The organism is Acinetobacter sp. NIPH 1852 (assembly GCF_022549455.1).
GTDB lineage: Bacteria > Pseudomonadota > Gammaproteobacteria > Pseudomonadales > Moraxellaceae > Acinetobacter.
The window spans coordinates 164,988-179,099 of sequence record NZ_JAKZGG010000002.1 but is presented as its reverse complement, the minus strand read 5'-3'; the positions used below and the strand labels follow the sequence as shown (position 1 = coordinate 179,099).

The 14,112-nt window shown below is 38.7% G+C and carries 16 protein-coding genes; 5 read left to right on the top strand and 11 right to left on the bottom strand.

Translation table 11 applies throughout. The annotated features are described in order from the left end of the window. Window positions 1–2: 2 nt before the first annotated feature. From prmB to MMO38_RS02500, 9 genes are all read right to left on the bottom strand, one after another. On the bottom strand, window positions 3–1,013 hold the full coding sequence (prmB, locus tag MMO38_RS02540; RefSeq protein WP_005196983.1) for a 50S ribosomal protein L3 N(5)-glutamine methyltransferase: 1,011 nt from the start codon (window positions 1,011–1,013) through the stop codon (window positions 3–5). A 163-nt stretch (window positions 1,014–1,176) separates the two neighbouring features. Continuing rightward, the gene (locus MMO38_RS02535; protein WP_005196985.1) at window positions 1,177–2,364 is read right to left on the bottom strand and encodes a VWA domain-containing protein; all 1,188 of its coding nucleotides are present in this window, start codon (window positions 2,362–2,364) and stop codon (window positions 1,177–1,179) included. 12 nt (window positions 2,365–2,376) lie between these two features. Next, a complete protein-coding gene (locus tag MMO38_RS02530) occupies window positions 2,377–3,228 on the bottom strand; it encodes a MoxR family ATPase (RefSeq protein ID WP_005196988.1) in 852 nt (283 codons plus the stop codon). Between the two features lie 46 nt (window positions 3,229–3,274). Further along, window positions 3,275–3,661: a hypothetical protein gene (locus MMO38_RS02525; RefSeq protein WP_034595024.1), complete on the bottom strand. Its 387-nt coding sequence runs from the start codon at window positions 3,659–3,661 to the stop codon at window positions 3,275–3,277. Then, window positions 3,654–3,959: a YcgL domain-containing protein gene (locus MMO38_RS02520; protein WP_005196992.1), complete on the bottom strand. Its 306-nt coding sequence runs from the start codon at window positions 3,957–3,959 to the stop codon at window positions 3,654–3,656. The genes MMO38_RS02525 and MMO38_RS02520 overlap by 8 nt, the downstream gene beginning before the upstream one ends. 138 nt (window positions 3,960–4,097) lie before the next feature. Then, on the bottom strand, window positions 4,098–5,240 hold the full coding sequence (locus tag MMO38_RS02515) for an HRDC domain-containing protein (protein ID WP_241322418.1): 1,143 nt from the start codon (window positions 5,238–5,240) through the stop codon (window positions 4,098–4,100). Window positions 5,241–5,527: 287 nt separating this feature from the next. Further along, the gene (recR, locus tag MMO38_RS02510) at window positions 5,528–6,124 is read right to left on the bottom strand and encodes a recombination mediator RecR (protein WP_004671058.1); all 597 of its coding nucleotides are present in this window, start codon (window positions 6,122–6,124) and stop codon (window positions 5,528–5,530) included. Between the two features lie 154 nt (window positions 6,125–6,278). Beyond that, on the bottom strand, window positions 6,279–6,608 hold the full coding sequence (locus MMO38_RS02505; protein WP_004671056.1) for a YbaB/EbfC family nucleoid-associated protein: 330 nt from the start codon (window positions 6,606–6,608) through the stop codon (window positions 6,279–6,281). Window positions 6,609–6,620: 12 nt separating this feature from the next. After that, window positions 6,621–7,808 carry an O-succinylhomoserine sulfhydrylase gene (locus tag MMO38_RS02500; protein ID WP_241322417.1) on the bottom strand — a complete coding sequence of 396 codons (1,188 nt, stop codon included), beginning with the start codon at window positions 7,806–7,808 and terminating at the stop codon, window positions 6,621–6,623. A 186-nt stretch (window positions 7,809–7,994) separates the two neighbouring features. Between MMO38_RS02500 and MMO38_RS02495 the strand changes: the two genes are divergently transcribed. Further along, a complete protein-coding gene (locus tag MMO38_RS02495) occupies window positions 7,995–9,080 on the top strand; it encodes an alpha/beta fold hydrolase (protein WP_241322416.1) in 1,086 nt (361 codons plus the stop codon). A gap of 3 nt (window positions 9,081–9,083) precedes the next feature. Then, window positions 9,084–9,956, top strand: coding sequence for an NAD(P)-dependent oxidoreductase (locus MMO38_RS02490; protein ID WP_241322415.1), 873 nt, complete (start codon window positions 9,084–9,086; stop codon window positions 9,954–9,956). 87 nt (window positions 9,957–10,043) lie between these two features. On the opposite strand, the gene MMO38_RS02485 is transcribed toward MMO38_RS02490, so the two are convergent. Together MMO38_RS02485 and MMO38_RS02480 are read right to left on the bottom strand one after the other, a co-directional pair. Beyond that, a complete protein-coding gene (locus tag MMO38_RS02485; RefSeq protein WP_241322414.1) occupies window positions 10,044–11,213 on the bottom strand; it encodes a type I restriction endonuclease in 1,170 nt (389 codons plus the stop codon). Between the two features lie 111 nt (window positions 11,214–11,324). After that, complete coding sequence (locus tag MMO38_RS02480; protein ID WP_241322413.1) at window positions 11,325–11,609, bottom strand: hypothetical protein; 285 nt, start codon at window positions 11,607–11,609, stop codon at window positions 11,325–11,327. Between the two features lie 355 nt (window positions 11,610–11,964). On the opposite strand from MMO38_RS02480, the gene MMO38_RS02475 reads away from it, so the two are divergent. The 3 genes from MMO38_RS02475 (at window position 11,965) to MMO38_RS02465 (ending at window position 14,100) form a co-directional block, all read left to right on the top strand. Next, window positions 11,965–12,912 carry a metal-dependent hydrolase gene (locus MMO38_RS02475; RefSeq protein ID WP_241322412.1) on the top strand — a complete coding sequence of 316 codons (948 nt, stop codon included), beginning with the start codon at window positions 11,965–11,967 and terminating at the stop codon, window positions 12,910–12,912. Between the two features lie 433 nt (window positions 12,913–13,345). Continuing rightward, window positions 13,346–13,615, top strand: coding sequence for a YARHG domain-containing protein (locus MMO38_RS02470; protein WP_005197015.1), 270 nt, complete (start codon window positions 13,346–13,348; stop codon window positions 13,613–13,615). 71 nt (window positions 13,616–13,686) lie between these two features. Then, window positions 13,687–14,100 (top strand): HIT family protein, encoded by a 414-nt coding sequence (locus tag MMO38_RS02465; protein ID WP_004671044.1) that lies wholly within the window; start codon window positions 13,687–13,689, stop codon window positions 14,098–14,100. The last annotated feature ends 12 nt before the right edge of the window (window positions 14,101–14,112 follow it).

The window sequence follows — 14,112 nt, the reverse complement described above, 5'->3', positions numbered from 1 at the left end:
CCTTAGTTTTGAACGGATTGCTGAAATACGTCTTTATAACGACGGCATTGTTCAGCTGTTAATGCAAAAATCCCAGAACCGCCTTTTTTGAACGTTAGCCAATGAAAATCAACTGTGTTGAAGTTTTGACGCATTGCCCATTCTGAGTTTCCAACTTCAATAACGATTAGACCATCTTCAGTGAGATAATCAGCCGCTTGCGCTAACATTTTACGAACTAAATCCAAGCCATCCTGACCAGCAGCCAATGCAAGCTCAGGCTCATGCAAGAATTCTTCTGGTAAATCTGCCATATCTTCTGCATCCACATACGGTGGATTGCTGATGATCAGGTCATATTGGTTTTCAGCAGGAATTTTTGCAAATAAATCAGACTCAAGCAAAGCGACTTGATACTGTTTATCATGATGTTCAGCGTTAATTGATGCGACTTCCAATGCTTCTTTTGAAATATCAGTTGCATCAACTTCGGACTCTGGGAACGCATAAGCTAATGCAATTGCGATACAACCAGAACCTGTACACATATCTAAAATACGTTGTGGTGTTTTAGGATTCTTATTTTCAGGCAAACTATTGATTGCCTCAAGCATCTGTCCATTTTCATCTAAGCAATAAGGTGCAAAACGTTGTTCAATCAATTCAGCAATTGGTGAACGAGGAATAAGTACACGCTCATCGACATAAAATGGCTTATTAAAGAAATAAGCAAGATTTAATAAATAAGACGTTGGAATCCGATCATTGACACGGCGTTCCAATAAGCTCAAGAATTCAGCTTTTTCACTTGGCAATAATTTAGCATCTAAAATTTCTGGGTCAGCTTTCCACTCAAGTGAGAGTGTTTGCAAAACCAGTGCAGCGCTTTCTGCAAAATAATCTTCTGTGCCTTGTCCTAAGTGTGCGTCGTATTGACGAAGTGCAGTTACACCAAAACGAATAAAATCTCGAATGGTTACTAGATTTTCAGCCGCTTCTTGTAAATGTTCAGGGCTGATTGTAGGTCGCTCCACTTAGGCGTCTCCAAAAGTGCTAATTGCAAAACGGTTTATTTTACCTGAGCCAAGAAAAGCAAAGCAACGCTTTAACAAGTTTCTAACCCGCTTGAGGCTTATTTAACAAGAAAAAACCGCTTCAAATCAAAGAAACGGTTTTATATCGTATTTATTTAAATTTTTAACGTGACAAATATCTCGTCAGATCTTCGATGCCTTTCAAAGTCATCGGATACATGTGATTTTCAAAAGTCTCTTTAATCCATTGAATCGTTTGGGTGTAATGCCAATAACCTTCCAATTCAGGATTGAGCCATGCTGTTTTATCAAAGTGTTGACGCAATCGTCTTAACCAGACTTCGCCTGCTTCTTCATTCATGTATTCGACTGAGCCACCAGCAGACTTTAACTCGTATGGTGCCATACTCGCATCACCTACAACGATGACACGATAGTCACGTCCATAGGTATGGAATAGATCCCACGTATTCATCCGTGTTGAGCTACGGCGATGATTATCTTTCCAGACATAATCATATAGACAGTTATGGAAATAAAAATATTCTAAGGTTTTGAATTCGGACTTCGCGGCACTAAACAGTTTTTCACATTCAGCAATGTGAGCATCCATTGAACCACCGACATCAAATAACATCAGTACTTTGATGCGATTACGACGTTCAGGAACAAGCTGTACATCTAAAATGCCCTGTTTTGCTGTTTCTCGAATCGTACCATCAACATCCAGCTCTTCAGCAGCACCTTGACGCGCAAACTTACGTAAACGGCGCAAGGCGATTTGCATTTGGCGTGTTCCCAAGACTTGATCATCATCTAGATTTTGGTACTTACGTTGTTCCCAGACCTTGACTGCTGAGCGTTTGCGCCCTGGTCCACCGATACGCACACCTTCAGGATGATCACCAAAAGCACCAAAAGGTGAAGTTCCGCCTGTTCCCACCATGCGATTCCCGCCTTGGTGCTTCTTATGTTGCTCACGTAGACGTTCTTCCAACATCTTCATCAGTTCTTCAAGCGAACCTGCTTTTTGTAATTCGGCACGTTGTTCAGGAGTCAGATGCTTCTCTAATAGCTCCAGATCAAACCAATCTTTGGGCAGCTTATGAACTTGTTTAAGCAATTCATCTAGATCGAAAGTTTCAATGCCATCGAAATAATCTTTCATGGCACGATCAAACTTATCAAAGAAGCGTTCATCTTTAACTAAAACAGTTTTAGCCAGTTGATAGAACTGTTCTTGATCAGCAAACACAAGCCCTGATGCAACCGCCTGATTGAGATCAATCAGTTCACGTGTTGTGACTGGCACACCATATTTGCGTAAAGTGTAAAACAATCGAACAAACATTGATAAACACTCTTAACGGCGTGACATAAAGGCTAAACGTTCAAGGAGTTGTACATCTTGTTCATTTTTAATCAAAGCACCATAAAGCGGAGGAATCGCTTTAGATTTATCATGGTTACGCAATACATCTTCAGGCATATCATCTGCCATTAATAGACTTAACCAATCAATAAGTTCTGAGGTTGACGGCGGTTTCTTTAGGTTTGGTACTTGACGTAACTTAAAGAAGACTTGCAAAGCCTCACTGACCAAGGTATTCGAGATACTTGGAAAATGAACCGCGATAATGTCACGCATGGTTGCTTCATCAGGGAATTCAATATAATGGAAGAAACAACGGCGCAAGAATGCATCAGGCAATTCTTTCTCATTATTCGAAGTAATAATCACGATCGGACGCTGTATCGCGGTGACAGTCTCACCTGTTTCATATACATAAAACGACATTTTGTCGAGTTCATGTAATAAATCATTTGGGAACTCGATATCTGCTTTGTCGATTTCATCAATCAACAACACACAACGTTCTTCACTGGTAAACGCTTCCCACAATTTACCCGGTTTAATATAGTTTTTAATGTCGTAGACACGATCATCACCTAACTGGCTATCACGCAGTCGTGACACTGCATCATATTCATACAAACCTTGCTGCGCTTTGGTCGTTGATTTGATATGCCAAGTAATGAGCTTTAAACCCAGACTTTCTGCAACCTGTTCAGCAAGTAATGTTTTACCTGTGCCTGGCTCGCCTTTTACCAATAACGGTTTTTGTAGCGCACGCGCAGCTTTTACTGCAAGTTTCAGGCTATCAGTTGCAATATATTGATCTGTACCAGCGAAGTGTTGTGTATCAGCAGACATTTTTAAAACCTTATTTTTCTATCTTTAACAATGTGTGGATGTATATCTAAACTGAACGTGCAGTTTTATTTGCCGTGTATTTTGACCAGCAAAAGCCAATCAATAGACCAGTACCAATGACGAATAAAATCAATGATAAGTTCGACCAGATTAAAACATGTTCTTTGGTGAGCACACCAAAAATCAAACCAAAAATGGCAGGCGCTAATGCTGAATTAGGACCTTCTGAAATCGTGGGTGTTGCAAGAATCGCAAAGGCAACAATCCATAGGATTCCACCAATTGGGGTTGGTAAGCGTGTCATCAAACGATACCAACACCACAATGCAATGAGTGTCCCAGTAACATAAACAATGATTGCAACATTCTCTTCAGGAAATTGATCAAGTACCGAAAGAATGTTTGCCCATATTGCAGTTAAAGTTTCAAGCACCACGCAAACCCTCTGGTTCTACCGCATTTGGATTGATTAATCCCTCAGGCGGCATCTGCATAAAAAAGCCTTTGGTCTGTAATGAGTCTAAAACATGAAGCACATTTACACGTGCAAGTTTACGTTCAGGATGAAGTTCTAAATGCATCACAAAAGTTGCTTTACCAAATGCTTGTAGAACTGTTTCAGGAACACCTTCAAATGGATTTTCGAGTTCCTTGTCATCAGAATGGTTTGGACGAGCAATATACATATACATTTCGTCTTTTTTGCTCGATCTATAAATATCGCAGTGCATGTTTACTCACAACTCTTAACAATCTTAGGGGCCGTTGGTCTCGATGTTATCTCAACAGACCATAAACAGCATACATGAAAAAAAACACAGGTACATTAATGAATGTTAACGCAACAGTCGATTTTTTGACTACCTTGTTTATCTAGAAATTTTCATTTGTGTGGCTAAATATTCAGTGTCCTGCTGCAATAGTGCAATCAATGGTTCTGTGAGAACATCATAACGCCACCCAAGTAAATAGCTTGGTAACTCTTGCTCAGGCAAATGAAAAACCACATGCTCATAAATGGCATTCAGCCATTTTTTACGCAGCAAGACTTCTTTTGGTATTCCAGTTTGAATGACAATATCTTCGATCAGCGCATCTACTTTAGGCGCGACTTCTTTAGAATTACTTTTTACTGGTCGAGCCATTTTTAATGGCCAATCATCTTCTGGCGGTAAAAATTTCAACAAATCTAAAATCGTTCGACCATGCTCACGCACTACATTCGGTCGTATTTCTTTGATCTGAGCCAGTTGAAAATTATTGTGTGGGTTCTTTTCTACCAAGTCGAGCATGGTGGTATTTTTCAGAATAAAGCTACGCGGCTGGTTCATTGCTTTGGTAATTTGATCTCGCCAAATACTCAATTGTTGTAACTGCATCAGCTCACGGCGTGTATGACGATAATTACCAATATTGGTATAAAGCTCTGGAAGTGGTGTTTCCATTGCAATTTCTTTGGTTAAGTTTTGACAATCCTCAAGAACATATTGGTACTGACCTTTACGTTGTAGATCATTTTTTAAAGCATCTGCAAGCTTTACCAAATACAGCACATCATTTGCCGCATAACACATCTGCTTTTCAGTGAGCGGTCTAGCCAACCAATCTGAGCGGGTTTGATCTTTTTCTATATCAATATTTAAGCAAGTTTTGAGCGCATTCTGATAACTCACTTGAAGCCCATGTCCAAGAAATGCCATGGCCACTTGAGTATCAAAAATATTCTTTAAAGGTTTCTGATCAGCATAGTGATAGATCAGATCAATATCTTCACTACACGCATGGAAAATATTTTGTTGTGCGTTAAATACTTTTTGCCAAAAATGCGATAAGTCCAGTGCTGCCCCATCCAATAAGGAAACATGTCCATTTAGATTGATTTGGCAGACCCCAAGTTTTGGATATAAGGTATCGACCTTAATAAACTCAGTATCAAGTGCATAGGTGGAACATTGTTCCATTTGGGAGAGGAGAACAGCTAAATCGTTTTGCTGTTGGATAAATTGAAACATATTTGCTCAAATACAATAATAAAAGAACCATTGGCGACTAAACTGTTAAATACAGTCATCGTACATGCGAGATTAAATGTAAAAAATTAATCAGTATTCCACATACACAACATGAAATTACTCCTATTCCCTTTAATCAAAAAACGAAAATCCTTTTCGCCCGCCAATAGTGCCATAGATTCCAGCAAATAGATCTAGAATAATGTTAGACAAAATGTAAAAGTTAATTATTTGTTTAAATTAACAACATGAATTTAAAATAAATATAAGAAAATAGCATGAATCTGCTATTTCATCCGCATCCGATTATGTACTGCCTGACTCAAAGTATGACTATCCACATATTCCAACTCGCCACCTTGTGGTACGCCTTGTGCGATCCGAGTCATATGAAGTGGTAAGTGTTTGGTTGCTTCTACCAAATAATGTGCTGTAGCCTGACCTTCAACCGTTGCGTTGGTGGCCAAAATTACTTCTTGGATTTTGCCTTCGCTTAACCGTTGGATCAGATATGGAATGCCGATTTCTTCTGGACCAATACCATCTAAAGGCGACAAATGCCCGCCCAATACATGATACTTGCCCCGAAAACTACCACTTTGCTCGATTGCCATCACATCTGCTGGGGATTCAACCACACATAACAGTTGCTCGTCTCGTTCAACTGAAGCACAAATATCACAGATTTCATTTTCAGTTAAAGAGTGGCAAATATGACATTCATGAATATGACTGGATGCTTCATGCAAAGCATAAGATAAAGCAAATGCACCTTCACGATTTTTCATTAATAAATGTAATGCCATACGTTGGGCTGATTTCGGACCAACACTCGGCAAAATACGTAATGCATGAACCAACTGTTCAAATCGTTCGCTAAACATAAAAATTGATACTTCTTAGGAGAGTCCTCCTCATCTCTCGTTCTTACGATACTTGAATTGCATCGCATAGAGAAATCCCAAAAATCAATTATTGCCATTTATGGGAAAGCTCCCCTTATGACAAAGGGAGCTTAGAGGAAGGATTAAATTTAAATTAGAACAAACCTGATAAGCCCGGTGGTAAACCCATGCCTGTATTTGCGCCTTGTAGCTTCTGTTCAGAAATAGCTTCAACTTGACGCGCTGCATCATTGATTGCAACAACAATCAAATCTTCAATAATGTCAGCTTCGTCTTGCAACAGTTCTGGGCTGATTTCGATACGCTTAACGACATTGCGGCAAGTCATGGTCACTTTAACCAAGCCACCACCCGCTTCAGCATGAACCTCGGTATTTGCAAGCTCTTCTTTCGCTTTTTTAAGATTCACTTCCATGTCTTTTTGCATGCGTTGAGCTTGCTGCATGAGCATATTAATGTTCATAAGTCTCTCTCGTTAAATTAAACCTAAACCACGTGATATATCGCGAATAATATCATCAATATCTTCTAAGCCTACAGAAACACGAATTAAACCTTCTTCAATTCCTGCAGCTTGTTTGGCCTCAGCCGACATTCTACCATGCGAGGTGGTTGCTGGATGCGTGATTGTCGACTTTACATCACCCAAATTACTGGTAATAGATAAAAACCGAGTATTATCAATCACAGTCCAAGCACCTTGGCGTTCACCTCTCACAACAAATGATACGACTCCACCAAAACCTTTTTGCTGTCTTTTCGCAAGTTCATGACCCGGATGATCAGGTAAACCCGCATAGTATACTTTTTCAACTTTATCGTGTTGGTGTAACCATTCAGCTAGCTTTTGAGCACTTTCACAATGTGCTTTCATACGAATACTGAGCGTTTCTAAACCTTTAAGGAAAATCCACGCATTAAACGGGCTCATTGAATTGCCTAAAGTACGAATAACACCATTCACTTCTTCAAGTAAATCATGTTTCCCCACCACTGCACCGCCTAAAGCTCGACCTTGGCCATCAATATATTTAGTTGCTGAATATACAATCAAATCAGCACCAAACTTAATCGGTTGTTGTAAAACTGGTGTGCAGAAACAGTTATCAACCGCAAACAATGCACCATGCGCATGGGCAATATCAGCGATGGCTTGCATATCACCCACTTGAGCCAATGGATTAGACGGCGTTTCAATAAACAGTAAACGTGTATTTGGTTGAATCGCCTGTTTCCAGCCGTCAAGATCTCCTAGATCGACAAAAGTCACTTCAACCGCAAATTTAGCAACATATTTTTCAAACAAGGCAATAATCGAACCAAAAACAGCACGTGAACAAATCACATGATCGCCTGCTTTCAGATACGCCATACAGATGGCATGTACAGCCGCCATGCCTGAACTGGTTGCAACCGCACGCTCTGCACCATCAAGTACGGCTAAACGCTTTTCAAAAGCTTGTACAGTTGGGTTGGTATAACGTGAATAGGTATTTCCTGCAATTTGCCCAGAAAATTTAGCAGCAGCATCAGCGGCGCTTTCACAAACAAACGATGACGTTAAAAAAATAGGCTCACTATGTTCACCTTCAAAAGTACGATTATGTCCCGTACGAATGGCGAGTGTTTCAAGTTGATATTCTAAATCATCGCTTGGATTCATGGTTTTATATGCCTTATGATCAATGGTCCTAATCCCCCTTTATAAAAAAGCTTTTCATAAAGGGATTATCAAATCCTATCTATATATGCCAACATTTTGATCGCCTAGGGTATTTAAGGTCAAGGTATAAGATGAAATTATCGCTTAGACTTCGCGCAATCTTTACTCATGATGAGACTTTAAAAGATGAAATCACTTGTGGAACTACAAAAAGTAAATTTTAAACACCTCGCAATGCGCATATTTGAAGCAGACAAACTGGTGTTATCTCAATCTACCCCCTATCAAGTGATTGCTCAGTTTAAACAAACACGTGTCCGCTTTTACGCCTCAGAGAACAAACGTTTTAAAGAACCTCTTGTCTTTGTTGCTCCTCTAGCGATCAATATGGATATTTACGACTTATATCCCTATCGATCTTTAGTAAAACATTTTCAAGAAGCTGGATTTGATGTTTATTTAATTGACTGGGGTAAGCTCACCTATAAAAACTATCGTGTTGATTTCCTATCTTTTATTGATAAATTTATTCCCAAATGTATTGATGCGATTCAGCAACATTCAAACTCAGATAAAATTTCTTTGCATGGATGGAGTATGGCGGGAGTATTTGTCACGCTTTATACCGCACAGCATCAACCTAGTGTGGTGAAAAACCTAATTGTTCTAGGCAGCCCAATTGACAGTTATGCCTCAGGCTATATCGGCAAACTGTATAAAACCTTGGCATCGATCACCACACGCAATGCCACAATCAAAGACTATGTCTACAATCGACTCCCTAAATTGATGATCCATTCACCGGGTTTCTTAAATTCCCTCGGTTTTAAGTTGCTTGATCCCAAAGGTTGGATCGATGGCAATATTCAATTATTAAAAAATTTAGATAATCTTAAATTAGTCCAAGAAGATGCAACGCTGAGCCACTTCTTAAACAATATGATTGATTATCCGGGTGGTGTGAATCAAGACATGCTTTTTAATGTCTGGCTACAAAATCCCTTAAAAAATGGCGCGATCACACTCCAAGATAAAACCATTGAACTAAAAAATATTGATTGTTCTTTACTGGTGGGTGCTGGAAAGTCAGATCAACTTGTTACTTCCGAGTCAGCATTTCCGCTGACCCAGTTGACAAATAGTCAAGATGTCACGTTTACTCTTATACCTGGCGGGCACTTAGGTTTAATGTCTAGTCAAAACAGTTCAATCGAGTTTTGGCCGACATTCACCACTTGGTTAGCTGAACGTTCAACTCCAATGAAGGAATAAGCGATGATTCAATCTGTTGCATTTATCGGTTTAGGCGCGATGGGCTACCGCATGGCGGCACATTTGCCAAAAAATTTCGATCAAGTCTTGGTCTGGAATCGCAATTTTACTAAGGCTGAACAGCACGCAACAGAATATGGAACTATCGCTGCTGAGTTGTCTCAGGCTGTACAAGCAGATATTATTTTTTCTTGTTTACCGACGAGTAATGATGTTGAAAGCTTAATAGACGGTATTCAAATCAAATCTGGGGCGATTTGGATTGATTGCACCAGCGGTGTTCCTGAGGCAGCTCAGCGTCTTGCAGAAAAACTTAAACTTCAAAATGTTGATTTTTTAGATGCACCTGTCAGCGGTCAAACCGTTGGCGCTGAAAATGCAACCTTGACGGTTATGGTGGGTGGAAATGTTGACGCTTTTGAACGTGCATACCCTGCGATGGCTGCGGTTGGGAAATTGATTCAACACGTGGGTGATTCAGGTGCTGGTTTTGCGGTGAAAGCGATTAATAATATGTTACTCGCCGTGAATTTGTGGTCAGTTGCGGAAGGTTTTTCTACACTCAAAGCGCATGGTGTCAATTTGGATGCAGCGCTTAATTGTATTAATGCTTCTAGCGGTAAAAGTTTAGTCACGGAGAATATCTTTCCACAGCGTGTTTTGAGCCGTGAGTTCCCTGTGACCTTTGCTCTACCTTTACTGGCTAAAGATACAGGGATTGCTTTGGATTTGGTTCATCAAGCAAAACTACCAGCGCCTATACTCGCTTTAACGCAAAGTTTGATTCAAGCTGCAAGTTTGACTGCTGAACCGAATAGTGATTTCTCTGCTGCTGTAAAAATGTATGAGTCTTGGAGCAAAATCACGCTGGAATAGGATTAAACTAGAAAGCGCTGGTTTTAGAAATTATGAGCGTAAATAAAAAAACCATTAAGCCCGAATGGTTTTTTTATTCGTACCAGCTTAGCTTGCAGAGCGCTTAAAATTATCATCATTCCGACAGTGCTCAAGGCTGTCTCTTAAAATTCCAACCATACGATAAATATGTTCAGGTTTTTCTAAGAAGATTTGACCATTACTTTGAACCTCTAGTCCAGCACGTTCTAATTCTTTCCTACGCGAATCATCCATTGGCACAATAAACTGTATGGTATGCCGTTTACGATTTACATCATATCTGAATAACCAACGATTGTTCTTACCTTGATATAGGACTGAATAATAGCTTTCAGTGTCTTTTGATTCTAATTCAACTTCAGGGAACAGTTCAGCAACAATACGATAAAGTTCTTGTTCTTCTTTAGTTGTAATAATTTTATGATTATCTGGATTAACAATAAAATCAGGCTCTTCAACTTTAACGTTTACCAATGCTTCTTCTGCTGTTTTGGTCGGCTCAATAGGTTGAGCTGTGATAACTGTAGGCGATGATAAGCCTTTGACTACAGTATCACTTATTGCTTGCTGAACCGCTTGTTTTACGAAAGGTTGTATGGTTTCTAAAAACTTAGTATTTAATTGGCGTTGGATACTTGCTTGTTGAGCAACATACCGAACAAAATCAATATCAACTTCATTAATACTTCGTTTAATAACTGTTTTAAACTGCTGAATATATTGATTTTCCTCAGCAAAAAATCTTAATTTTTCAGCATGGAAGTTATCATGTTTAAATTCTGCAAGCTGAATTAAATCTTCTGGTTTAGTTTTTGTGAAATCAATGGTTAAAAAAGGTTTTTCATCCATTACATTCGTATTTATTAAATCGGTAAAAAACCGCCACTCTTTGCCATTTGTAATAGCGCCTATCGTTACGCCTAAACTGCTATTAAAATAACGAGAAAGTTGTGGTGCGTGGTTTGTCAAATCTGCAACATAAGGTTTAGCCTCAATAAACATCACTGGCTGTCCATTACAATAAAGAGCATAGTCAACACGTTCAGTCGCTTTTACACCTGGAAAGTCTGCCGCAAACTCTGCCAAAACTTTTGTAGGATCATAAGGACTAAATCCCAATATATCTAGTAATGGTAAAATTAAAGCCTGTTTGGTCGTCTCCTCTGTAGTACAGTGACCGCCAACACGTTTAACATGCTCGATATGTGATTTTAATTTTGAAATAAACTCTTCCATGATTTAACCCCTTAATTATAGTTTCTATATATATTTATAAATCCATACTATATTTAAGGTTAAATAATGGCAATATGTAAAAGTAAGAATAATTTTTATTTTAGATCTCAATTATTTATTATTCACATCAATTTTAAATATCTTTCCATTACAGACCCAAACGGTATAGGTCTGCATATCAATCTCATAGACATATTCTGTTGCACTACAGGAATATCGACCATCTCTATGTTTGAAATATCTTGGATAGGATTTCCCCATTTTTCTGAGTAAATCGCTTTCACTATCCCCTACGCTAACAAGCTCATAGGATGAACGCATTGAGTTGGTTTCTCTTGCAAAAGTACTGACTGAGATAAAAGTTGAAATTATTGCTAGTATTATGAAGTATTTCATTTTATGAACCATTTGTTATTTAATTCACATAATTTATCAAATGGTAAAACCAAAGTCATTAGAAAGCACATGATAATGCCTGACTTTATCGCTGCTTAGAACAGCGGACTCATAAATCCGTTGTTCAATTCGCATGTTAAACAATATGAATAGCTAATTTTCAACATCCACACCTTAACAATAGTAAAGACTTAAACACTCAAACATATAAGAAAAATTGCTTTTAGAATCTAATCTTGTCCTTAAAACCTCTTTAATGTGCATTTTTGTCCCATCAGAACATGGTGATCTAATTTACTCAATGTTAAAAATTACTCAGTCAATTTAATTCGCAATTTCATCTTGGGTGACATGTATGATCACAGAAAATCATCAAATTAAAGCAAGAAAAGTATATTTCGATTTTTCTGAATCGTCCGTATGTTGGATGCCGAACGATCCTCTCTGCTCGCACATAGCCAATGGTATAAATATGCTCTTACCTGCAGGTGAGTTTTGGTTCTGTCGAGTATTTAATAAAGCCATCCCATATATTACTGATGCTAAATTAAAAGAAGAAGTTATCGGATTTGTCCGCCAAGAAGCAGCCCATGCCCGTGCTCATGAAAAGGCACAAGATTTTCTCAGGGAAAATGGCTACGACATACAAGATCCGTTAAACCGTGCTCACCTTGTTTTCAACATCCTATTAGGCGATAAACCATTAGGTATCCCTTTTTTAAAAGGTGAGAAACTTGATGAATATTGGTTACTGTTTCGTGTAGGTGTGATTGCTGCAATTGAGCACTTTACAGGTACCATTGGGCAATGGACGCTTGATAGCAAGTCTTGGGATAAAGCAGACCCTGCTATGACCGATTTATTCCGTTGGCATCTTGCTGAAGAGGTTGAACATCGCTGTGTCGCTTATGACTTATTTGAACATCTATTAACAAACAAGTTAGGTTTCTATGTTTCTCGTCAGGTCATTATGATGGCAATTTTTCCACTGTTCATTTACTTCCTTGCAGATTTCGCTCGCAGTCTTGGGAAACAGGATTTAGAACATCAAGACATTCAGAAATTAATGCGTCGTGGATTCTTTGCTTTTATTCGTGAATTTGAAAAAACGGCTACCAAAACAGACAACCTTCCGACTATTAAATATCTATGGAAAGCGACTTTACGTTGGGTATCTCCAAAATTTAATCCGATCCATGAAGGTGATACTGTACAAGCTTTAGCATATATGGCCCGCTCACCTGCGGTACAGTACTTTGAACAAATGACACAACATAGCTCAAATACTGTTTCGTTAAGCTAAGTAAAAGATGCTTTTTATGTAGTTTATTAGCCATCAATGTGTTTAAAAACAAACCCCACTTAAAGATAAATTTAAATGGGGGCGGTATTATTGTGTACACGTCTAGCAGCTCTTTGTGAATTATATTCTTAACGCAAAACTTCAATGGTAGAGTTACCGAGTAAGGATATCTGTCATTGTTTTCAGAATAACGCGCTAATAAAGTTTAAAAGAATGAGTATAAAACCTTATAAAAATGCTGATAATTTTCTTCTGTATGTTTGATTTTAATAAAACCATTGATATCTATAGTTTTTCTATATAATTAAGGATAGAATATGGAGTAAAATTACATTCAAATAATACAGTTTCATTGAAATTTCATCTATACACCTTATATTAGTACTTGCGCTGCGCTCAACGCAGTGCTTGCTCATAACGAGAGGAACGCCTCATGAATAAGTTTACAGTTGCCGCTTTTGCTACGTTAATGACCCTTACAGGTTTCAGCATGCAAGCTTCGGCATCGGAACAAGAATGTAAAAAGTTACAAGATAACTATAACCTGATCTATGCATCTAAAGGCTTCTGCTTTAAAGATGCAGATGCTAAAGCCAAGTATGGTAATGAGAACTGTCATACCACTAAGCCAAAGTTTTCTGACAAAGAACAGCAACGTTTAGATGAAATCAAAGCGCGTCAAAAAGAACTGAATTGTAAGTAATATTTCTTCGCCCCTCTTTGCAAACATCGAGGGACATTCCAACATCTATGATTTAAATTAAAGGACTAAGCATGGCATACGATGACCAAAATATTTTCGCAAGAATTCTTCGTGGTGAATTACCCGCGATTAAAATTTATGAAGATGAGCAAGTTCTTGCGTTTATGGATATCATGCCTCAAGCCGATGGTCATACCTTAGTTATCCCTAAGACACCAGCAGTTACCTTACTCGATCTCCCTGCCGATGCAGCTGCCTATACGATTCAAATCGTTCAAAAAGTTGCTCAAGCCATGGAAAAGGCACTCGATGCCAAAGGGATAGTGCTTATGCAGCTTTCAGGTGCTTCTGCTGGACAAACTGTTCCACATGTGCACTTCCATTTAATTCCGAGTTCTGTCCATGAGTTAGGACGTCATGCGGTGCAAATGGGTGATCAAGATAAGATTCAGGCACTCGCTGAAAAGATCAAAGCAGCACTTTAATCTTTGGAAATA